The organism is Ruegeria sp. YKSF131, assembly GCF_059612645.1.
Window position 1 is genome coordinate 13,455 of the sequence record NZ_JBXWQZ010000025.1, and the last position, 21,351, is coordinate 34,805.

At 55.3% G+C, this 21,351-nt stretch carries 24 protein-coding genes; 15 read left to right on the forward strand and 9 right to left on the reverse strand.

The features are described from left to right. Positions 1 to 119: 119 nt before the first annotated feature. Both AC2FLZ_RS10975 and AC2FLZ_RS10980 read right to left on the reverse strand, forming a co-directional pair. Positions 120 to 533, reverse strand: a complete 414-nt coding sequence (locus AC2FLZ_RS10975; protein WP_170634636.1) for a thermonuclease family protein — start codon at positions 531 to 533, stop codon at positions 120 to 122. Between the two features lie 48 nt (positions 534 to 581). Beyond that, positions 582 to 938: a hypothetical protein gene (locus AC2FLZ_RS10980; RefSeq protein WP_142638830.1), complete on the reverse strand. Its 357-nt coding sequence runs from the start codon at positions 936 to 938 to the stop codon at positions 582 to 584. Between the two features lie 383 nt (positions 939 to 1,321). On the opposite strand from AC2FLZ_RS10980, the gene AC2FLZ_RS10985 reads away from it, so the two are divergent. The 3 genes from AC2FLZ_RS10985 (at position 1,322) to AC2FLZ_RS10995 (ending at position 4,614) form a co-directional block, all read left to right on the forward strand. After that, positions 1,322 to 1,816: a hypothetical protein gene (locus AC2FLZ_RS10985; RefSeq protein ID WP_209251506.1), complete on the forward strand. Its 495-nt coding sequence runs from the start codon at positions 1,322 to 1,324 to the stop codon at positions 1,814 to 1,816. Between the two features lie 368 nt (positions 1,817 to 2,184). Then, positions 2,185 to 3,462, forward strand: a complete 1,278-nt coding sequence (locus AC2FLZ_RS10990; protein ID WP_170634640.1) for a helix-turn-helix domain-containing protein — start codon at positions 2,185 to 2,187, stop codon at positions 3,460 to 3,462. 198 nt (positions 3,463 to 3,660) lie between these two features. Beyond that, entirely contained in the window at positions 3,661 to 4,614 is a 954-nt protein-coding gene (locus AC2FLZ_RS10995; protein WP_170634642.1) for a helix-turn-helix transcriptional regulator, read from the forward strand. A 416-nt stretch (positions 4,615 to 5,030) separates the two neighbouring features. Here AC2FLZ_RS10995 and AC2FLZ_RS11000 read toward each other — a convergent pair whose 3' ends face one another. After that, the gene (locus AC2FLZ_RS11000) at positions 5,031 to 5,528 is read right to left on the reverse strand and encodes a L,D-transpeptidase family protein (RefSeq protein WP_170634645.1); all 498 of its coding nucleotides are present in this window, start codon (positions 5,526 to 5,528) and stop codon (positions 5,031 to 5,033) included. Between the two features lie 470 nt (positions 5,529 to 5,998). Further along, a complete protein-coding gene (gene mntR, locus AC2FLZ_RS11005; protein WP_170634647.1) occupies positions 5,999 to 6,451 on the reverse strand; it encodes a manganese-binding transcriptional regulator MntR in 453 nt (150 codons plus the stop codon). Positions 6,452 to 6,567: 116 nt separating this feature from the next. Between mntR and AC2FLZ_RS11010 the strand changes: the two genes are divergently transcribed. The 4 genes from AC2FLZ_RS11010 to phnE are packed head-to-tail and all read left to right on the forward strand — an operon-like array spanning position 6,568 to position 10,791. Beyond that, entirely contained in the window at positions 6,568 to 8,421 is a 1,854-nt protein-coding gene (locus AC2FLZ_RS11010) for a cytochrome c peroxidase (protein WP_170634649.1), read from the forward strand. Then, on the forward strand, positions 8,421 to 9,281 hold the full coding sequence (locus AC2FLZ_RS11015) for a phosphate/phosphite/phosphonate ABC transporter substrate-binding protein (protein ID WP_170634651.1): 861 nt from the start codon (positions 8,421 to 8,423) through the stop codon (positions 9,279 to 9,281). The genes AC2FLZ_RS11010 and AC2FLZ_RS11015 overlap by 1 nt, the downstream gene beginning before the upstream one ends. Continuing rightward, complete coding sequence (locus tag AC2FLZ_RS11020) at positions 9,278 to 10,048, forward strand: phosphonate ABC transporter ATP-binding protein (RefSeq protein ID WP_209251504.1); 771 nt, start codon at positions 9,278 to 9,280, stop codon at positions 10,046 to 10,048. The genes AC2FLZ_RS11015 and AC2FLZ_RS11020 overlap by 4 nt, the downstream gene beginning before the upstream one ends. After that, complete coding sequence (gene phnE, locus AC2FLZ_RS11025; RefSeq protein WP_209251502.1) at positions 10,048 to 10,791, forward strand: phosphonate ABC transporter, permease protein PhnE; 744 nt, start codon at positions 10,048 to 10,050, stop codon at positions 10,789 to 10,791. Before AC2FLZ_RS11020 ends, phnE begins: the two co-directional genes overlap by 1 nt. Before the next feature lie 197 nt (positions 10,792 to 10,988). On the opposite strand, the gene AC2FLZ_RS11030 is transcribed toward phnE, so the two are convergent. Together AC2FLZ_RS11030 and AC2FLZ_RS11035 are read right to left on the reverse strand one after the other, a co-directional pair. Next, on the reverse strand, positions 10,989 to 11,750 hold the full coding sequence (locus AC2FLZ_RS11030) for a transglutaminase-like domain-containing protein (RefSeq protein ID WP_170634657.1): 762 nt from the start codon (positions 11,748 to 11,750) through the stop codon (positions 10,989 to 10,991). Between the two features lie 97 nt (positions 11,751 to 11,847). Then, positions 11,848 to 12,276, reverse strand: coding sequence for a MerR family transcriptional regulator (locus AC2FLZ_RS11035; protein WP_170634659.1), 429 nt, complete (start codon positions 12,274 to 12,276; stop codon positions 11,848 to 11,850). 213 nt (positions 12,277 to 12,489) lie between these two features. Between AC2FLZ_RS11035 and AC2FLZ_RS11040 the strand changes: the two genes are divergently transcribed. The 7 genes from AC2FLZ_RS11040 (at position 12,490) to AC2FLZ_RS11070 (ending at position 16,889) form a co-directional block, all read left to right on the forward strand. Then, on the forward strand, positions 12,490 to 13,053 hold the full coding sequence (locus tag AC2FLZ_RS11040; RefSeq protein WP_209251500.1) for an SCO family protein: 564 nt from the start codon (positions 12,490 to 12,492) through the stop codon (positions 13,051 to 13,053). A gap of 5 nt (positions 13,054 to 13,058) precedes the next feature. Beyond that, positions 13,059 to 13,481, forward strand: coding sequence for a disulfide bond formation protein B (locus tag AC2FLZ_RS11045; protein WP_209251498.1), 423 nt, complete (start codon positions 13,059 to 13,061; stop codon positions 13,479 to 13,481). Continuing rightward, positions 13,478 to 14,137: a DsbA family protein gene (locus tag AC2FLZ_RS11050; RefSeq protein ID WP_209251496.1), complete on the forward strand. Its 660-nt coding sequence runs from the start codon at positions 13,478 to 13,480 to the stop codon at positions 14,135 to 14,137. Before AC2FLZ_RS11045 ends, AC2FLZ_RS11050 begins: the two co-directional genes overlap by 4 nt. Before the next feature lie 18 nt (positions 14,138 to 14,155). Then, positions 14,156 to 14,635, forward strand: coding sequence for a copper chaperone PCu(A)C (locus AC2FLZ_RS11055; protein ID WP_209251495.1), 480 nt, complete (start codon positions 14,156 to 14,158; stop codon positions 14,633 to 14,635). Next, on the forward strand, positions 14,635 to 15,261 hold the full coding sequence (locus AC2FLZ_RS11060) for an SCO family protein (protein ID WP_209251494.1): 627 nt from the start codon (positions 14,635 to 14,637) through the stop codon (positions 15,259 to 15,261). The genes AC2FLZ_RS11055 and AC2FLZ_RS11060 overlap by 1 nt, the downstream gene beginning before the upstream one ends. Further along, positions 15,258 to 16,625, forward strand: a complete 1,368-nt coding sequence (locus tag AC2FLZ_RS11065; protein WP_209251493.1) for a M23 family metallopeptidase — start codon at positions 15,258 to 15,260, stop codon at positions 16,623 to 16,625. Before AC2FLZ_RS11060 ends, AC2FLZ_RS11065 begins: the two co-directional genes overlap by 4 nt. A gap of 99 nt (positions 16,626 to 16,724) precedes the next feature. Continuing rightward, positions 16,725 to 16,889: a hypothetical protein gene (locus AC2FLZ_RS11070; protein ID WP_170481525.1), complete on the forward strand. Its 165-nt coding sequence runs from the start codon at positions 16,725 to 16,727 to the stop codon at positions 16,887 to 16,889. A 52-nt stretch (positions 16,890 to 16,941) separates the two neighbouring features. Here the strand turns inward: AC2FLZ_RS11070 and AC2FLZ_RS11075 are convergent, their stop codons facing one another. Beyond that, the gene (locus AC2FLZ_RS11075; RefSeq protein WP_209251492.1) at positions 16,942 to 19,275 is read right to left on the reverse strand and encodes a heavy metal translocating P-type ATPase; all 2,334 of its coding nucleotides are present in this window, start codon (positions 19,273 to 19,275) and stop codon (positions 16,942 to 16,944) included. A gap of 189 nt (positions 19,276 to 19,464) precedes the next feature. Between AC2FLZ_RS11075 and AC2FLZ_RS11080 the strand changes: the two genes are divergently transcribed. Further along, positions 19,465 to 19,737 (forward strand): hypothetical protein, encoded by a 273-nt coding sequence (locus AC2FLZ_RS11080; RefSeq protein ID WP_209251491.1) that lies wholly within the window; start codon positions 19,465 to 19,467, stop codon positions 19,735 to 19,737. Between the two features lie 41 nt (positions 19,738 to 19,778). On the opposite strand, the gene AC2FLZ_RS11085 is transcribed toward AC2FLZ_RS11080, so the two are convergent. Together AC2FLZ_RS11085 and AC2FLZ_RS11090 are read right to left on the reverse strand one after the other, a co-directional pair. Beyond that, complete coding sequence (locus AC2FLZ_RS11085; protein ID WP_170634676.1) at positions 19,779 to 20,441, reverse strand: L,D-transpeptidase; 663 nt, start codon at positions 20,439 to 20,441, stop codon at positions 19,779 to 19,781. 397 nt (positions 20,442 to 20,838) lie between these two features. Further along, entirely contained in the window at positions 20,839 to 21,342 is a 504-nt protein-coding gene (locus AC2FLZ_RS11090; protein WP_170634678.1) for a hypothetical protein, read from the reverse strand. Between the last annotated feature and the right edge of the window lie 9 nt (positions 21,343 to 21,351).

The following is a 21,351-nucleotide window of genomic DNA, read 5'->3' on the forward strand; positions in this document are numbered from 1 at the left end:
AATGCCCGGATGGATTTGGGGCGTTTCTTGTCCTGTCGGTTGTTGGCGCAATCGACAGGACCGCTCACTGCTCGGTGGTTTTGTTCTGTTGTCACTAAATCGTTGTTTGATCCTTTCCTTCAGCCGCACCAGGACCGGCGTTTGCCGCCATAGTATGGGCGCGCGAGACCCTCGGAAATCAGAATGGCCCCGACCTCCTGCCCAGCGACACGCCCAACCGCTAGGAAGCGGTCATGCACGTCCAGATCTGGTTGGATGACCAGCTCTATCTGGTCCGCCGACTGGATGAGCTCTGTCAGCCTTGCTTTCGCTTTCAATCCCAGAGTTTTTTCCGCACGGCATTGCGGCCGATAGGTCTCCGGCGCATCAAACCCAACAAGCCGATATCGGTGTTCGCCATGATCGAGCGTATCGCCGTCAACGGCAGTCACTTCGGACGCGCTAAGGGTCTTTGTTTGTTTTGATGGTTCAATCCAGACCGCAACAAAGAACAAAGACGCGAGTGTAGCGCTGAGAAACAAGAGCCGTTTCATGTGCCCTGCCCCAGTAATTTGATGAGCCAGGTTCTCGAACGTGCCAGATCAGGTTTTGGATTTCGCGTCCAGAGCCTGCGCCGCTTCCAGACCCTCTGGAGTGATCGACTCGATTGTGTAGTCCGATTTGACGCAAAGAATGCGCCCGTCGCCAAATTCCTGGTGATGCTTAAAAAGCCCCGGCCAAAGATCGAACTCTCTGGGCTCAGCGCCCGCGCGAGAGATCTTCGACTTGCACAAGGCCCCGACATAGTTCGGAGAGCTATAAATGCAGTGGTACTTTGGTCGTCCAAGGGAAGCGAGTCCGATAAATTCGTAGCGGCATGTAAAGGGAACCTGATCTTCTTTCAGGCCCCGGACCATCTCGATGGTTACCACAGTGTATTGTCTCTTGTTGTCCGCCATGACGACCCCCTATGGGCCGTCTTCTACATCCAAAAGTTGTGGACTAAAACACAATCTACGTCAATATAAGAAAGTCAGCCGATTTACGATATTGGATTGTCAGAAATATATTGGCCGGATATTGCTTAAGCGATTCGCAAGCAGGAGAGACCATCTTGAAACACTCAAAATCCAGGAATAGAACTCGCGCGAAGGTCCTTGCAGTTGCACTCGCTGCACTGCCGGCCACGCAGGCCAGTGCCTATCCAATTGACTGTGCCATATTCCTTTGCCTCGCCGGAGGTTGGCCAAGTTCGGCTGATTGCGTCGCAGCCAAGGCGGAGTTCATTCGGCGCATCACGCCCTACCCGGTCGAACCTCCGCTTCAACTCTGGCGCTGTCCGATGAATACGTCACACAGCCCCTCGGACTTGGGTCCTATGGAACGGTTGGAAGCCATCAAGCGCACCAGTGCTAGCCCAGTTCCAGAACTTCCATCGGATGACACCGCTAAGCCATTACTGGTAGACGCATCGATCTCGATAGAAGAGATCCAGTCACATCACGGCCAATACGGTGACGGTTTCCAAGCCACCCCGATCAGCGTCGATCTTTCCTCTTCCGATTTCGACGTTGTGAGGTCCATCAGGGTTTGGGATGTGCGCCACTACAGCTATCGCCGTCGGTCGCGAGAGGACGACTGCGAGCGTTCGCTTGATCTGGTCGTTGGCAGCTATGACGACAACGTAAGCTTTCAATGGTCCGATCACGCCCCCGCGCCAATCCCAGCCTGGCTGCCCCTTGGCAATCGTTGTGAACCTCCCAGCTTCTTCCGCGGCGTTGGTGTTGAGTGGACCGACATTTTCGGGTTCAGCGATTACGAGCTCATCCGATACTGACATTGTTTGTCTAGTGGGTGAATGCGTTGCCCCTGCTGATGCCAATAAGCTTGCCAGCCGGATTGGCACCGAGGTCGTCTGGGCCAGAGGAACACCCTAGTCCCAAAAACAAAAAACCCCAGCAAGGCGGGGCCTCAGCGGGGATCTTCCTAAGTCACGTTTGATCACCTGATTTATAGGAAACTCCCAATTTACTGACAAGGATAAACGCATCTGTGCGAACGGTTTTTCTGTGTCTTTTCGCTGAGGTTCAACCCGCTTTGCTTCCCCGATGAGAAGTAGAACATGAGACCGTTGAACCATTCCGAATTCCATGCCCCGCAAAGACGCGATGCCAATACTGACCTTTTCCAAGGGAAGCCAAAACAATGAGCTTTCGGCAGATCGCATCCACACATCACCACGAAAACATACCTTTTCACAACGGCCTTCCCGAGGGTTGGAACCGAGACAGGTTTCGACAGCTCTGTGTGTGCTATGCGCAAATCAGGGGCGCTTCGGCCCAGTGTATTCGCACCTTTGAGATCATCATCGACATGATCTCGCCATGCGTGTTTCGAGACCCGTCTCAGGAACCCTTTTGCTACGCGCGCCAGGAAACACTGATTGCCGGGCGTGGCGTGACAGATCGGACAATCCACAATCACGAACGAGAACTGGAATTGATTGGCCTGCTCCAACGCAGGCTTGGTGCAAATGGGGCGCGCTGTAAGCGCAAGGGGCTCGGCCTCTTTCTGACCCCTGCTCTGAACCTCATTTCAGAGATGCGCGACGCAGACGAGCAAAGCAAAGCCGAGAAGAAAGAACATGACGAGCTGCGCGGGGATCGATCACGGCTGTATCGATATGTGAAACACAGCCTGGCCGTGCTTGCCTCACTCCCCTGCCCTCCTGAAGGTTTCGACGCGAAGATGGACGCGTTTCGGTCCTGGCCGCGCGCAGACAAGCTGAAATACATGTCGCTGGAGGCGCTCAAGCTACACGTTCAAGCGGCTCATGACCTTTGGAAATGGATCGAAGATCATGTCGCAAAACCCGGTGAAATTTCGGGTGAACCCGAAGCCCGTTTCGGGTCCCATATACAAGACCAAATTGAAGAAACAATTCTGTCCTGTAACGCCGATGGCGAGAGTTCAATGTCCTCGGCAAAAGCCTCGGAACCAGATTGTTCCGGCTTCGGGCCTGACGGCCCTCCGAATTGCTTAGAAAGCAATCATCCGACAGATACGGCATCACGCAAGGCCCAAAAACTACCGCGGGTGAACAATCGCATCCTTTATGAACTGGCCTCACCCGAGTTGCGCATGCATATCGATATCGCCGGTGGTGGAGATCAGAATTCCAAGCCAAGCCTCTTTGCGATTGAGACCGGTGTTTGGTCCCGACTTTCGGAGATTGGCACCAATGTCTCCGCCTGGCACGCGGCGATTGATCGGTTGACCATCATGGGAGCGATCCTGGCTGGAGTAATCACGGATGCGAGGCTGAGTGATCCGCGGTTGCCGCCCGTGGTTAATTCGGGTGGATACCTTCGCGGCATGGTGCAAGCTGAAGAACGGGGTAAATTGAACCTGATTTCCAGTTTCATGGGGCTTTTGGCGCGTAGAGCCCGAGAGGAGGAAGACGGGCTTCCGCAAGACCACTAGAGCGGGTTTTAGCTGTGTCGGATTATGCCCGCCAGCTGCTCAAATTGACGTGTCTCATCGGCAGGATATCGCTCTGTTTCCGCCTCCAGAACAGAACCGTATTCAAATCTGTGATTGGCTACGGGAATTCCCGAGTAGTTTGTTCAGCTTTAGGTTGCTAATCGGCCCCAACGGCAACGCGGAACAGAAAGACAGCTTATGAAAATCGCGGATATTGGCAATTCTGAACTGGATTTCAGGCAAACAGGCGAAGCGCGCCTCCAGGAGATTTGCTCCAGGTTTGGACTGGAAAATGCGTCCTACGCCCATATCGACAAGTATCACAACGTTGTCCACGGCTGCACCACGTTCCCGGCCGAATGGGTCAGGCATTACGTCGACAACGATCTGGTTCTGGCCGATCCCCTCATTCGCTTTGGCGCTGCAATGATTGCACCAATTGATTGGGCTGTGTTTGATGACCAGCGTGAACATGCACCGCTATTCGAGGCTGCAAGGGAATTTGGTGTGGGTCAGAACGGCCTTTCCATTCCGGCTATCAATCCGTTTGGTGAGCGTGGTGTTTTTACGGTTACGTCCAATCTGCCGCGGTCTGAGTGGGACGCCTTGGTCGCTACAATGCTCCCTGCCCTTCGCCATGAGGCACAGGTCCTGCATCTGCTTGCGCTAGATGTCATTGAAACCGTATTCAACTTTCCCTCGGATTCCCTGTCTGGCGATGAACTGGATGTGTTGAAGATGCTCGCGTCGGGTTTGATACCGTCTGTCATTGCCAGGCAGACGGGGCATTCTTCGCGAATGGTAGAGGCACTGACTGCTTCGATCACCACCAAGCTCAAAAGCCGGACGATTGAACAGGCAGTGGCGCGGGCAGTCAGTACTGGATTTCTTAAGTGGAGCGATTTCTTTGCCGACCCTGTGGCCGAACTGGTCAATATGGAAAGTCAGCGACTATGCGGTGGGATCGTCCGTTGGGGTGGCAGGTCTCACGAGTTTATCGCTTTTGAAGACGGCAGACTGGTTCGGAACGCTGATAGCTTTCAGCCGGTCCAGATCACGGATCTCGTGAGAGAGTTTAACTTGAGTGCAAACGAGGTGGTCGAGGAACTTGCGCGTAACATTGATCAAAGATTGCGGATTAGGTATCTCTGAATTCGGCTAAAACGCACTGCTTTGTCTTTGAAAAGACCGCAGGCGCAAGTTTCACGTAATTTCGCTTACGCCGCTGTGCCACCGTAGTAGAGCCCACTCTAACTCTGGTTTCTAAATCTCCTATTCTGCTGAAAACGCGTCACGTTCAAAGCTTGGCTACAGAGCCCTTAGACGCGAGGGCAGCAGATGCTGTCACCTTCGTTCGAACAGCCAAAAATTGGAGATTGAGGCCTTATCTCTGCAATGCCCTGGTATACTGGAGGATCTTGCCCAGCGTGGTTTCACAGGAGGTGCTGACCCGTTCGCCGAAACAGCGAGTCTGGCGTTGGCCGTGAAAGCTCCAGTAATAGCTTCTGACGCCGTCAACGTAGCGCTAAGGCAAATCCGCAATCGTTGTCTATTTGGAACCTGTCCCTCTATGAATAGATTTCAATTGGCGTTCCGTCTTTGACCATAGCGTAGATCTCTTCAATCTCCTGATCTGTGACAGCGACGCACCCTGCGGTCCAGTCACGCTTGTTCGTGGGATCAATTCCAGGGCGAGGGCCGCCATGGATAAAAATATCACCGCCCGGAGAACGACCCCGAGCTCGGGCAAACGCAGAATCCGCCTCGTTCGGATAAGAGATTCCGATTGAAAGATGGAAAAGGCTTTCGGGATTGCGACGGTCAATTACATAGGAGCCTTCAGGTGTTCGCCCGTCTCCTTCGAATTGCTTGTGACCTTCGGGGGCAAATCCGAGTCCAATCGGAAAAGTCCGCAAGACACGCTCACTACCATCGAGGATAAGTAGGCGCTGCCCTTTGTATAGCCGAAGCCGAGTCACAACCGGCCCATTGTAAGTACGGAACTTGTTTGCACAGCCAGACAAAAAGGCGGCTATGAAGCCAGAGAGAAACAAACGTCTTTTCATAGGAACTGCCCGGCTCATTTTGATTTTTTCAAAAGAATATCACTAAAGGCCAGTTGAACAAAGGTGTATTGGATCTCACTAGGACAGGAACCGAAAACCAAGTGATCAGTTGTGGCCACCTCGTCAGCAGTGCAATGAGTGACACTTTGATTTCGACATTTGTTATTCTTACGCAACCTTTCAGTTTTCGCCTATTCAGTATCGAGATCGCTGCTGTAGTCAGGTTTTTTGCCGCTGGAAATCTTGACGCCGATTATTAAGCGAGCCAGATCGTCTACCGAATTGGATTCTTGTTCTAAGGGTTCGTTCACTACGCTGCACCTGTATCGATTTTCAGGTACCACGTAGTTTCGCGCCGGGCCACCCACCCTCAGATAGCGTCACTGTCTAGCTGCAACTTAGGACAATCTCTGTCTATCTGAAATTAGATCTACCAAATTTCGCAAACATATTTGAGGCTCTATTTGTTTCTACTTTGCTTCATCGGCCCGCCCAACGAACCGTTCAAACACTGCAAGAGTTTCGTCACTTACATGATGCTCAATACCTTCAGCGTCATGCTCTGCCACTTCCGGTGAAACGCCCAAGGCGATCAGGAACTCCACGACAATCCGGTGACGCCTTCTACAAGCTTCCGCCAATTGACGCCCGGCATCGGTCAACTGAAGTGAGCGGTAAGGTATTTGCTCAATGAAACCCTCTCGTTTCAAACGAGTCAAATTTTTGGAAACCGTAGGTTGGGTCACGCCCAATCGCTCGGCTATTTCGACCGGGCGCGCTGCACCATTCTGATGGATCAGCTCCGCGATAAGTTCAACGTAGTCTTCAACCATTTCGCTTTGGTGAGCCTGTCGCACAGCCTCAAACCCGCTCGCCTGGGTATCAATACTACGATCTGAATTTACCGGTTTTGTTTCGGTCATCGGCTCATGATTACGTCGCTGGTCTAGTCTCCAGTGTATGCACCTGAAAGCCGAGCTTGACAATGAGCATGCCTTCATCCTTAAATTAGACAAGGCTAACTTAAATAGACAGTGCTATGAAACATCTGATAGCGTCCACACTTCTTTGCGCACTGCCAGTGATCGCGGATGCCACGGCGATTGAAGAATCTCCTTGGGCCCCGCGCGCTGCCGCGTATCGACTGACCTTGTTCATGGGAAATCTAACCCCGGTTCCCTGGGATGAAATTGAGAGGAGTTGGACTTCGCCCGCACCTGGCAGTGACATTCAGGTCGCTCCCCTATCACGCGTCTCCGACAACGAAGCGCTTGCGATCAACCAAGCTATGCAAGCCGAAGATCGGCAGGCGCTGTTCGAAGCAAGCACAACTGCCATTGCGGAGGGAATCCTGCGCCATCTGGATGTCGCAAAGACCGCGCTGGGTCAGCCTGAGGCGGCCCGCGAGGTCGCGCAAGCGGCTGCTCTGTTCCGCGCATTCGAAGATGGTATCAAGGCTGCGGACACGTCGGCGGCTCGCGACCTGGGCCGGGCATGGCTGGTTCTGAACTCCACCCTTGGCAGCGCAGGAGTACTGGGCAACGGCGCCCAAACGGTGGATGCCGACCAATTTGCAGAAGCTCAGGCCATTGTCGCTGCCTATATTCGTGCCAACTATCTGCCATCCGAGTATGCCCAACGCGACAAGTTAACACCGCTGCCTGAAACAGTTGTGCTTTCCGGCGAACAAATCACAATGCCCGCCACGCTGCCGCCAGGGTCAAACATCGGAGATCAGGCGCAGCTGCCGCGGCTGGTTCTTCAGTTTGAGGAGGCGGGTGAGGATGAAGCTAATCTACCGCTGGTGGCCTACGGTGACATGCTGTTCGACAGCCCCGAAATCTTCGGCGGCCCGGCGCGTGAGTTGGGCATCGCCTGCTCGACCTGCCACAACCGCTCCGACGTGAACCGGGATTTCTTCATTCCGGGCCTTTCATCCCATCCGGGTGGGATGGATGTGGACGGATCGTTTTTCAATCCAATGTTCAATGACCGGACCGATGATCACTTGGACACGCCTTCTATGCGTGGCATCCGCTTTACCGCACCTTATGGCCGCGACGGGCGCGAACCCAGCCTGCGCCGGTTCATCCGAAATGTGATTGTGACCGAATTCGCGGGAAAGGAACCAACGCCGTTCCAACTGGACGCGCTGGAAGCCTATGTCAAACAGTTCGACTTTCTTCCCAACCCAAAGATCGACCGGTCCGGCAAGCTGACCGATCTGGCGTCAGATGCCGCCAAGCGCGGGGAGTTGCTGTTCAACACCAAATTTGCCGGACTTGGTGACAAATCCTGCGCTTCGTGTCACACGCCTGACCGTCAGTTCCGCGATGGTCTGACCTACGACATCGGCAGCGCTGAACCACCATTCCCCGGCGGCACGGCTTCTGCGTTCGAAACCCCGACGCTGCGCAACGTCAATTTCACTGCACCTTACATGCATGACGGATCGCTGCCGACGCTGGCCAGCGTTGTTGACTGGTTCAATGATACCAAAAATTTGGGTTTGGACGAAGCACAGCGCGCAGATCTGACGGCCTACGTCGAAGCTGTTGGAGACGGTGAAGACCCCTATCAAGTATTCGAAGGTCGCAACAGCGTATTCCGCTTGTCCTGGGAAGAGCTGACGACATTCGCCAGTACGCTCGATACCCTGCTGCCGATGCAGGATGCCGAAAACATAGCGGTTCTGATCGACACGGTAGCTCCTGATCTGGCCGCGGATGCCAGTGTCATGGTCAATCAGAACGCCAAGCCCGAAATCTACGAATTCGCCGCGATCCTGCGAGCGGTTGGCGATGCCAGCGCCGAAGGAAACTGGACCGAAGCCATCCGCCAGTGGGAACTGTTCAAGTCCATGCAGGCCGAAATTGACGAGAGGATGTTCTGATGTTGTCGCGCCGCAATTTTCTGGTCGCTGCAGCCGCATCTGCAGCCATGCCCGTAATGGCTGCAACTGACCAGGGGCTGAAGCTGGCCTTCATCCCGCAGGAGAACCCCGAAAAGCTGTTGGGTGACATCAACGTCATCACCGGCTGGCTTTCAGAGCAGATGGGCGTCCCGGTCACGGGGTTTGTCACGTTCGACCACGCTGCTGCCGTTGAGGCGCTGCGCAACGGTGATGCCGATATCTCGTTCATGGGAGCGTTGCCCTTTGTGTTGGCCGAAGACCAGATCGGCGCCGTACCGCTATTGTCCGAGGTTTATCGCGGGCAACCCAGCTATTCGGGCCGGGTCTTCGTGCGGCGTGACAGCGGAATCGAAGCGCTGGCCGATCTCCGGGGACGTGACATCGCCTTTTCCGATCCGGTCTCGGAATCCGGTTACATCTATCCGCTTGATCTGTTTGTGCGCGCCGGGCTGTTCGCGGGCACGGGCGATGCCGACAGCTTTTTCGGGCAGAAATTCTTTGCTGGCGGATATCAGCAAGCGATGCAGGCCATGGCCAACGGACTGGTCGATGCGGCAGGCGCAAGCCAGTATGCCGATCTCTATCTGACCCCGGATCAGCAGGCCGAGGTCAAGGTGCTGGCGGAATCAGAACAAATTCCCAGCCACGCAATCATTGCCCGCCCTGATCTGGACGCCGGGCTGCAGGCAAAGTTCATTGAAACCATGCTGCGCCTCAACGAGAGTGAGAACCGTCATCTGTTGGCCTACCTCTATGGCCCGGATGGCTATCTTCCTGCTGATCCATCGGTTTACGAGGGCGTGCGCGAGACTGCGCGGCGGTATGGGTTTCTGAAATGAATCCTGTAGTTTCACTCAACGCGATATCGCAACACTTTGCCAGTGCAGCGGCGCTTACAGAAGTTTCACTATCAGTGCAGCCCGGTGAAAGCGTCGCGCTACTCGGTCCTTCGGGTGCGGGCAAATCAACGATGCTGGCTTTGTTGGACGGTCGTTTGCGTGGTTGGCACGGCGAAGCCCAGGTGCTTGGCAAGCCACTTTTGGCAACTGGGGTTCCATCCCGCGAGGACCGTGCCAATACCGGCTTTATCTTTCAGGAATTCGCACTGGTTGATCGGCAGAGTGTTTATCAGAATGTAATGAACGGTCGGATGGGCCGGATGAATATCTGGTCTTCGCTTTGGGGGCGGTTCCGGGAAGAGGACCACATGTGCGTGACACGGGCGCTTCAGGATACGGGGCTGTCAGACCTGGCAAGCCGCCGTGCCGATCAGTTGTCGGGTGGGCAACGGCAGCGCGTTGCGATTGCCAGATGTCTGGCACAAGAACCCGAGTTGATCCTTGCGGATGAGCCCGTCAGCAATTTGGACCCTGCTCACGCCGAACGAATTCTGAGCCTGATCACAAGCTCTGCACGTAGCCGTGGTATCGGCGTCATTTTCAGCTCGCATCAGCCGGATCTGTCGCGCCGCTTTGCCGAGCGCATCATAGGCCTGCGAGATGGCGTGGTATTGTTCGACAAACCGTCGGCTCAATTTACCAGCGGGGACATCGACGAGCTGTATCACGGCGCCAGTGTCACATCGGGGCTGCGTGTAGTCAGTTGATGGGCCGATCTGTCATTTGGGTCATGCTGGCTCTGGCGATCCTGTGGTCGCTGACCAGCGGGGATATGGGATTGGGCAAGCTGCCAGGCGCAGGGCCCCGTCTGGCAGAGTTTATGGGGCGCATGATCCCACCTGACCTGTCCGTTTGGCGCGAGGTTCTGACAGGGCTGGCGGAGACACTGAGGATCGCCATTCTGGGAACATTGTTCGCTGTAATCCTGTCCTCGGGACTGGCCCTTCTGGCCTCTGAAACTATGGTGTCACCAACAATTTGGCGCCCCGTCCGCGCCTTGCTGGCGGTTATCCGGTCGATCCCGCTGATCCTGGTCGCCATGCTAATGGTGGGCGCTGTTGGGTTGGGACCACTTCCCGGTATTCTGGCAATCACATTTCACGCGACTGGCATGTTGGCAAAGTTCTATGCGGAAGCCATCGACAACGTTGCTACCGCTCCTGTGGCGGCGCTTGAAAGCGCGGGAGCCAACAGAATTCAACAGTTGCGTTGGGCGATCTGGCCGCAGATGGCGCCTGTGATCATGCGCGATACCGTATTTCGGTTTGAACTAAATCTGCGCGAAAGCCTGATACTGGGCATTGTCGGTGCCGGTGGCATCGGGCTGTATGTGCAAACCTATGTACGGTCGTTTCAGTATGAAAAGGCTGCGACCGTGACGTTGGCAATCATTGTTCTGGTTTTATTGTCAGAGGCGCTGAATACGGCCTTGCAAAAACGGTTCAACTAAGCCGGAATCTCCCAATTCTCCAAGGAAAAGGCTCGTGTCTTTCCTTTCTTCCATCGCGGTTGAAGGTTGGATGCTTCGCTTGAAACCGGGCCGGTGTAGTCTGCTACACACCCCCTCACGCTGGTTTGTTAAGGCCTCAAGCTTGCTAGATTGAAAGTCGCCTGCGTTGAGGAAAATTCTTGGTGCCAATCTAGCGTTCAAACGGATTCACCGCTGTTTCCATGGGAATGTGTTGCCGAAACATTTGCTACCAGCCTGCCAGTGCGTAGTGCTCTGACACGTGCGTTCATCCAATGCCTCACGACGACTCGGTACATCAGTTCACGGAAAAAGCCAAAGTTCTGCCTGTGACGGACATAGAAGGAGTCAGGGGAGTCAAAGACCCCAAAATCCTGCACGATGCCGTTTCTTTGAATGTATGTGTCACGGCCTTCCCATTCGACCTGGGGATCGCTCAGGCAATCCGTCCCCACACCATACCCACACAGGCTTTCTGTTTTGGGAAATGTCTGCTGCAACACGCGTAAGAAAAGCTCATCCAGAATAAAGCCTTCCAGCTTTAGCCACGTACCCTCTGCTTCGACTTCGACCCATGAATGCACAATCTCCATCGGCGCCATCGGATAGAAAAGCTCGGGAACCACACCCCTCTGCAATTCTTTGTGGATCGTAAAGCCATGCAAACGGCATCGGATACCGCTGCCGCGAAACAGTGCCATCAGAAGAGTGCCCTTGGTATTGCATTGCCCATAGCCATTGGCGAGTACCTCTGACGCCGGGATATCGTCTGCACGGTTGTAACCAAAGGCAATCTCGTTACGCACGAAATCATAAATAGCGCCAATTCGATCCAATACAGGCAGATCGGGCCAGCTCCGTTCCGTTATGAGCCCCAAAATTGCGGGTGTTTCAAAATCAAGCAGAGGTGTGGCGGTTAGCAACGGGTCTCGGTTCAGCATTTGGTCTCTCGTCGAATCAACTCAGAAAGACTTTTAACTGCTATAGTGACTATAGCTTCAAGAGGCTAATTCCAGTTCGCAATAACGCTGCCCGGGGTTACGCGCCGATTTCTTCGTGATCAGTAAGACATTCGGAATGATCGCGCAGAACTTCGAGAACACGACAGTCCGAGGTGTTGCCGCCACTGCATTCATGCACCATGCGCTCCAGCTCGGTCCGCAACGCTTCCAGCCGCGCCATTCTTTGCTCAATCTGTTTGAGTTGCCGGCGCGCGATACTGTCGGCTTCATGACATGGGCGATCCGGATCGTCGGACAAATCAAGCAGTTCGCGTATCGCCTCAAGCGAAAACCCCAATTGGCGGGAATGACGGATGAATGCAAGGCGATCCAGTTCGGCATGGCCGTAACGCCTCTGGCCACCTTCGGTGCGCCCCGGTTCCGGCATAAGTCCGATCTGCTCGTAGTAGCGGATCGTCTGAACCTTGGTTCCGGTCTTTTTTCCGAGCGTTCCGATCGTCAGCATCTGGGTCTCCTTGCAAAGTTACAGCTTATGTAGGTTCGCGTCGACACCGCACAATAGTACCTTCCAGCCGGTGGACCTGTGACACCCAGCCGCAGGCTCAAAAACCCCTTTGAACCTCTAGCAGGTAGAGGGTGTACATGCCGTTCTGAACCAAGAATCACAGGCGGACGGCTAACTTTGAAACTGACCGTGTTTCAGAAAATCTTATGGGTAATGGCTGGTGTCGCAACGGCGGCATTTGCCTATCTGATGCTGTGGTCAGAATATAGACCTGCGCGGATTGAGGAGGGGTCTGTCCCGTTCGAAGCCAGGTTCGAACTGACAGATCACTCTGGTGTTGTCCGTACTCAGAACGACTTTGCGGGCAAATGGATGTTGGTGTTTTTTGGGTTCACCAACTGCCCGGACGTATGCCCTACAACACTGTCTGAGGTAGCAGCAGTGCAGGAAGGGCTGGGCGACCAATCAAACCAAGTGCAACCTATCTTCATTTCAATTGACCCCGAACGCGACACTCCGGCCGTCCTGGCCGAGTATGTGCCACTTTTCGATGCGGGGATCATTGGGCTTACAGGCACGCCAGAACAGATTGCGCAAACGTCCAAGACCTTTCCGATATTCTACGAACGGATCGAACAAACCCCTGCGCCGGATGGATATACGATGGGGCATACCTCTCATCTGTTTCTGTTCAACAAGGACGCTGGATTCGTCCAGTCCTGGTCCTATGGCACGCCTGCCGAAGAAATTCTTGCGGATCTGAAACAGAGACTCTGAGCACCATGTCCCGGTTTTCTAAAGATACACTTCTCGGCCTGGCCTGGGCGATTGCCTTGGTTGCTTCTCTTTCTGTTCTGTTCATTGGAGAGATCCTGGGGCAGACGCCCTGTGTGCTGTGCTGGTTCCAGCGCGCGTTCATGTTCCCATTGGCGATCGTACTGGGGCTTGGCCTGTGGTGGCAGGACCAGAACGTGGGCCGATACGGGATAGCACTGGCATTGGGGGGCGCCGTTGTCGCCTTGTGGCACATGGGCCTGTATGCTGGTCTGATCCCGGAAAAAATCCAACCATGCTCGGCAAGTGGTCCGTCCTGCACCGACGCAAATCAATCTGTTTTGGGCATCCCGATTCCGCTGATGGCGCTCGTTTCATTCGCGCTGATCGGCGTTCTGTGCGCCCTTTCACTCAAGGAGAAACAAGTATGAACAGACGTGGCATGATCTTGTCCGTTCTCGCGCTCGGTGGGGCCGGATTCGGGGCCGCCGCCTGGTACGTGAACCGAACGACTGCTTCAGGCAACACCGAGCCTGTCGCACCCGAAATCGCCGAAACACTTATCCGTTCCTACTCGCCTGTTCTCGGCCCTAAAGACGCACCGGTTACAATTGTCGAATTTTTCGATCCGGCTTGTGAAGCCTGCCGTGCCTTTCATCCGGTCGTGAAGGACATAATGGCTCAGCATGGAGACGCCGTGCGTGTTGTGATCCGGTACACCCCTTTCCATGGCGAAGGCTCAGAGGAGGCGATCCGCGTGCTTGAAGCGGCACGCATGCAGGGGGTCTTTGAACCGGTCCTGGAAGCCGTGCTGCGAGAGCAGCCCAAATGGGCCGCGCATGGTGCGCCTGAGCCTGGTCTTATTATTCGAATTGCAGCAGCGGCGGGACTGGATGCCGAGGCAGCGCAGGCACAAATGCTTGCGCCCCAGACAGTTGGTGTTCTCAATCAGGATCGCGCTGATGTCGAAGCGGCCGGTATAAGGCAAACTCCGACATTCTTCGTCAATGGCAAATCTCTGGATCCGTTTGGTGAGGCTGAATTGAGGCGCCTGGTCGCTGCAGAAGTTGCAGCACTGCAAAGCTGAGCAGTAGCGAGAGGTACTATGAGACTCACTGCAAAAAATACTCTTCTGGCAGGTGTACTGAGTGCATTCGGTCTGACGGCCATTCTCTCGGCACCGGTTCTGGCAGGGGGCAACGATGTTGTCGTTGAAGATGCCTGGTCGCGCGCTTCTATTGGCTCCAACCGACCTGGGGTCGCTTACATGACGATCCGCAACACCGGCAATGAGGCCGTCACGCTGACGTCTATCCGCACCGATCTTGCGAGGATGCCCGAGATCCATCAGACATCGACCAATGCAGAGGGCGTCAGTTCCATGGCACCCGCTGGCGAGCTGGAAATTGCGCCGGGTGGTTTCGTAGCGCTTGAGCCGGGCGGGCTCCACGCAATGCTCATGCGGCTGCAACGCCCTATGATCGAAGGCGAGCGCTTTACGCTGACTCTTATCTTTGCTGATGGCGCAGAAAAGACCGTCAACGTGCCGATATTTGGCATCGCGGCGCGAGGCCCCGAGAGCTGATGCAGCGGCGACGCGTTCTCACATTCGGGTCTGCTGGACTTGGAGCAATCGGCCTGACGCTCTTTGCCGGATGGTGGCAAGTGGATGGGCCGGGAGCGGCTCAATCCGATCGCCTTCGCCCCCTTGCGTTGTCGGACATGAACTTTCGCATGGTTGATCACGAAGGGATCACCGTCACCCCGCAATCGCTGGTCGGACGTGCAACAATGGTGTTCTTCGGCTTTACCTACTGCCCGGATGTTTGCCCGACGACTCTTTCGGATATTTCCCTCTGGCTGGATGATCTGGGCAATGACGCGGACGAGTTGAACGTCGTGTTTATAACCGTAGACTCTGAAAGGGACACGGTCGATGCCATGGCCGATTATGTCAGCTACTTTCATCCGGCTATTCGCGGTTGGGTCGGCGTTTCGGACCAAATCGCGCAAGCCGCAGACGACTTTCGCGCCAATTATGAAAAAGTTCCACTGGAAGATGGCGACTACACAATGAACCACACCGCAAGTGTTTTTCTGTTTAACCCCACAGGCGAATTTGTCAGCACCATCGACTATCATGAGCAGAGAGAGTTCGCTGTACCCAAGATCCGCCGCGCTTTGAAAAGTGGAGCGGATACAACATCATGAACGCACGGTTTCTAGCAACCTCGGCGATCGCGATCAGCAGCGTCTCGATTGCTTCGATCATGTTCATTGCCTCGAACAGGTCTGAAATGACGGCGCCTGCGCCCACGGTCTTTCAGCTGCCCAAACTTCCTGCGGAACCGCAGATCACATCGGCTCCGTTGCTGAATGTACCATCGGCAGAACTCGCTCCAAGCCCCGTTTCGTTTCGACCTGCTCAGCCGGAACCCATTCAGGCAGAGGAACCTTTGCCACCTGTTGAACCACCTTCACGAACATGGACGCGCGAGCTTGCAGTGGGTGACACACTCGACAGTATGCTGTCTGACGCGGGGATCGACGCAACCGATCGCGCCGAAATCGCACTTGCACTTGGCGCTGAATACGACTTGCGGCGCTTGCGGCCGGGTCACTCGATAACAGTCGTTGCAACGGCAGCGGATCAACTGTGGAGTGTGGAGCTCGCCGTGGAAGATGGCGTGAGAATTGAAGTGACACTTAGCGAGACGTTGTCCACGCGCGTGGTCTCACCGGAACCCGACACTGTCATTCTGGCCCGCAAAACAGAGATCGAAACTTCGATTTCAAATGCGCTGAGTAGCGCAAAGATCCCGGTTCGTTTTGCGGTGGATCTCGCTCAGATGCTGAGCGGGACAGTGGATTTTCGGAGGGACCTGACAGGTGGTGAAGCTCTCCGTCTTCTCTGGCGCGAAAAGAGCATCGATGGCGAGAGGGTGGGCCAGTCCGAGCTCATTTTTGCGGCGCTGGAAGTTGATGATCGGCTTTACGAAATAGCATGGCCAGACGACGACAACGGTCGCGCCACGATCTATGTTGATGGTGAACTTCTTCGTGTCTTTGCCCAACCCGTCGAAGGCGCGCGCCTGAGTTCAGTCTTTGGTCGGCGAAAACACCCGGTCTACGGCAATGTGCGGATGCATACAGGTGTCGATTTTGCTGCTGCACGCGGCACGCCGGTACATGCGACAGCTCCGGGCCGGGTATCCTATGTTGGTTGGCGCGGGGGGTATGGGCGTGTGGTGGAAATCGCTCATGGATCGGATACGGTCACGCGATATACGCATCTTAGCGCAACCGCCGATGGTCTGGCCAAAGGTCAGCGCGTGGAGGCTGGCGAGATGGTTGGCCGTGTCGGGTCGAGCGGCACCGCGACCGGCCCCAATCTTCATTATGAAGTATTGGTTGACGGGCGCCCAACGGACCCGCTTTCTGACGACCGACTTGCTGCCGCTGCGAACAACGAGGTTGAAAGCGAAGCAGCGCGAAAACGCTTAAGAAATGCTCGGGCACAGCTTGAGGAACAGCTGGGCAATACCGTCGCCAAAAAAAGCGAATCTAGTTCGTGAGAGTTTCTTAAAACGGCTTCAGGTGCGCGGCTATCAGTTAGCGGGTATGCGCACCTGAAGCGAACTGCACTGCAGAAGAACCAAATCAGAGGATGTAAGATGATGGCAATCGCGGGGGCCTTGGTTGGCGCCGTTTGGGGTGGGGTCCTGGCAAAGCGCCGGAATGGCAACAGCCTTGATATTCTTCAATACGCTACAGGATATGCCATCGCTTTTGGCCTGGTGGCGTTCTTTCTTTCGATCGCAGTTGTGCGCCTGATGTAACGCGCCAGTAAGCGAGGCGAAAGCCGGACACCTTGAAGTCCGGCTTCCACTCTTATGTGGTCGCAGCGCCTGTTCCGTGCGAGCCAAGGGTATTTGCCGCAGTCTGGGCGGTGTGATCTTCCGGAGCTTTCAGAAGCCGTAAGGCATTGGCCACGACCAGCAAGGACACTCCGACATCCGCGGCGATTGCACCCCACATGGATGCCAGCCCAAAACCCGTCAGAGTCACAAACAATGCTTTGGTCGCAAGTGAGAAGCCGATGTTCTGACGGATGATCGACATGGTTCGACGTGAATGGTCGATCAGCCAGGGTACTTTACCGATGTCGTCGGTCATTAGAGCAATATCTGCGGTCTCAATAGCAGCGTCGGACCCAACTGCACCCATCGCGACCGCATAATGTGCCCGAGCCATCGCAGGTGCATCGTTGACGCCATCGCCGATCATCGCAACCATCTCGTGTTGCTCTGCCAGTTCTTCGATCGCAGCGACCTTGTCTTCCGGCAGAAGCTGGGCCCGGACTTCGTCGATGCCGACTTCGGCTGCTACCGCTCTCGCGGTTTGTTCGTTGTCACCTGTCAGCATGATGATTGACTTCACGCCCTGCGCGTGAAGCCGGGCAACGATGTTCTTGGCTTCGGGGCGAATGCGGTCCCGCAGCTCAAGCAAACCGGTGACTCCGTTCTCATCCCCGACAACCACAAGTGTGCTTCCCGCGCTCTCGATCTGGTTGCTCAATTCGGCAGGAATGGACGCGCCAAAGCCCTTCTCTACAGCGAAGCGGTCAGAGCCAAGCCAGATATTTCCGCGCTCGGTGCGGCCCTCAAGACCCCGACCGGGAACGGTTCGGATATCTTCAGCCGCAGATATCGAAATGTCGGTCTGTTCTGCCCTGGTGAGAATGGCGCGGGCCAACGGGTGTGAAGATCGAACCTCAAGGCTGGCAGCGCTTGCCAACAGTTCCCGCTCGGATGCGCCGCCCAGCGGATAGACATTGGCCACTTCAGGCTCGCCCATGGTGATCGTGCCGGTCTTGTCCATGGCCAGTGCGGTAGTGCGCCCGGGGGCTTCGATATATGCACCGCCCTTAATCAGAACCCCGGCCCGGGCCGAAGCGGTCAAAGCCGCAACGATTGAAACCGGCGTGGAAATGACGAGTGCACAGGGGCAGGCGATAACCAGAAGAACAAGTGCATTGTAAAACCAAAAGCCCCACGATGCGCCAAATGCAAGCGGTGGGATCAGGGCGATGGCCACTGCAACGACCATAACGATGGGCGTATAGATCCGCGCAAATTTTGTTACCCACTGCTCAACCGGCGCACGGCGCGCATGAGCATCACCGACCATCCGGATAATCTTGGCAAGCACGGTATCGGACGCTGTTTTCGTCGCACGTATTTTGAGGGTGCCTTCACCATTGATTGTGCCGGCGTAGACCTCATCACCCAGCTCTTTGGGGATCAGTGCGCTTTCACCTGTGATTGGAGCCTGGTCAACGGCACCGGCCCCTTCGATGACTTCCCCGTCAAGTGGAATGCGATCCCCACCCCGAACGATGAAGCTGTCGCCGACAAAGACATCCGCCGCCGGGACCGTTGCCTCTGAGCCGTCAGCACGAACCAGCCGAACCGTCGGGGGGGCCAGATCAAGCAGCGCGGATACTGCGTTGCGAGCCCGTCCGACACTCCAGCTTTCCAGATAAAGAGAGAGCGAAAAGAAAAATGCTACAGTTGCCGCTTCAAAAAACTCACCCAGACCGATGGCACCAGCGACGGCAACAACCATCAAAAGGTTCATATCCGGCGAAAGGCGCTGCGCCGAAGACCAGGCCTTGGGGGCCACCAGCCAGACGCCAAACAAGATCGCGACCGCGAACAAAGTGGCCTCGGGCAAAGGCATCGGAACCTCACCATGTCCCGAAAACAGTCCAAGCGCTCCGCCCATGCCTGTTTCGAAGATGTGCCAGCCAAAGCCTGCCGCCCAAAAACCTCCGCTGAGTGTGGTGAACCGTCGCTGACGCGCAATATGCGCCGCCTGATCCAGGGCGGCATTTCCGTCATCCCAAGGTTTGGCGTTCATACCGGTGCAGGCAACCAGCAGCATGACGTCTTCGTCAGAAAGCTTGGCAGCACTTTCAAGAAGCGTCATTCGACTGTTGATGACATCAAAAGCGAGATGCTCTTCACCACCAACTTTCGGGCCGATAACCCGGTTCAGGATCACAACCTCTTCGGCGCAATCGAGGCCAGAGACCTGAAAGCTTCTACCGCCGTCAGGAATTGGACCGGCGGGGGCGATGGCGCCACACCCGCCACTACTGCATGCGTGGTGACCATGTTTGTTTTCGTGGCCATGGTCGTGGCTATGGGTATCGGATGACATGATCGGACCTCAAGAATCTCTATGGTCCTTTGTAAGTAGTTCCTACAGTAACTAGAGCTTCAATACCTTTCTGAATTTTTTAGCATCCGGGTTCCTTGCGCGTGATACCGACACTCCATTCCTTCTTGCGGGCTGGTCGCGTGGATGCAATCTAGTCGCAGAGGACGCAAAAAATTCTGGAACAGGTCAATGCAGAAACGGATCGCAATTACCATCACGTTAGTCTCGATTACTGCCGGTTGCTCAGCCCAGTTCACTGGGGCCAAAAGCAAAGCACTTGAACCAGGCAACGTGCCAGATTCAGTCGTTGCGCTGGCAGGGCCGGGGCAGGATCTGGCCACGGCACGCCTTTTGCCAGAAGACAATTGCTTCTGGTATGAGCACAGCGGACCTGTCGAGACGACATTGGTACCATTGCGCGCGACGAATGGCGCTCCGATCTGCGCCGCGCGAGACGCCTGATAAAAAAGAGGGCGACGACGTCCACCTACGCTGCCCAAAATTTATGAGCGGGCTGTGACGCTATCTTCGGCCGAGTATAAATATGCGGTCGAGCCGATTCTTACATGTGGGTAGAGATCATTGATATGGGCCATGATCATTCTAACACATCCAGAACTTGCGCGACCACCGATGCTTCTAGGCTGAGGCGTGCCGTGAATTCTGAGATATGTATCTCGATTTCCAACGTATAGATAAAGGGCTCGAGAGCCGAGAGCATTACTTGGCCCGGGTTCCATACCATCCCGAAATTCCGCGTATTCGGGGTTGCGCTCGATCATTGAAGCCGTTGGCGTCCAATGTGGCCACTCGACCTTGCGCCGGATAGCATAGGTTCCGGGCTCGTAAAGGTTCCCTCGCGCGATCGCAACGCCATAGCGCATTGCGGTCCCGCCTTCCTCGATATGGTAAAGATAGCGCGCGACCGCATCGACATGGATGTCACCAGGAACCAAACCATCATTTGCTACGACACGTCGTGGTAAAAAACGGTCATGAACGCCCCATGGATTTGAGGTCGCTGGATCGTAATCAAATGGCGTGACCTGGCTGTCCCAATAGGTCTTTTGCGACGAGGTTGGCCATGTTTTGGCGATCAATGGACTGGCCGCAGACGCGGAAAACAGCGCAGTGGTTGATTGAATGAAATAGCGCCTTGTCAGCATAGATCTCAGCCTGGTTCACAAGTTCAATGTATTTGCATCGCATTTTCACGATCAAATTCGAGTCTTAAAGCCTCTAGCAGCTAGAGCTTCAAGAGGTTTCAGGTAACGCTTAGTTTATCCAGTCGATCAGGTGCGCGGTGGCGTGAACTCTGATTTGATCGAGTTTGCTTTGGACTGGGTCAAAAAAGCAATGGAAAGAACCGAAATGCCCATTGTAGTTGCTTCATGTTTTCGGTTTCCGACGATGCAAGCCAAAGGAACAAGACGGGAATTCGGCGCGGCTTTGCAACAGCTTATCTGTCCTTGGATACAGAGCGGCAAAAACCCGCGCGCACGCTGTACTTGCCGCTTAGACCCGCTGAATCCGCGTAGTTGTCTTCTCAGCCAGGAATGTCAATCAGGAGTCATCGCCGTCAGGCTGCACGGTCACTTTGGCCTCCACGGGCACACCCTCAACCATCAGAGGGCTGTGGCTGTTGCCATTGAGAGAAACTTTTACTTCAACATCGCCATCGGGGAGCGACGGAAGGTGTAACCAATTGGCATAAAGGCGGCCCAGCTTTTCGCCGTTGATATAAACATGCGCGTGACCTTCGCCTGGAACGTCAGCCGTGGAGGCATTTTCCGGAGCAAAGCGAAAGTTCTGCGGTGTCACACGCAGATTCCAGCCCGCCATAGGATCCTTAATCATCTGGATCGCCACACTGGGGGCGTCGCTGTCGGCAGGCAGATTAGTGGCAGCGGAGTGGTCGTGCGCTGCCATCTCCATGTTGCCGCCGTGTTGGGCCGGGTCAGTATGGTCATGGCTCTCAAAGGTGCTACCGCTGCTGGCGGCAATCACAAAGCCAGCACCGCCGCCAAAGACAAGTCCGATGGCAAAGAGAGCAAGAGAACGGGACATCTTGTCATC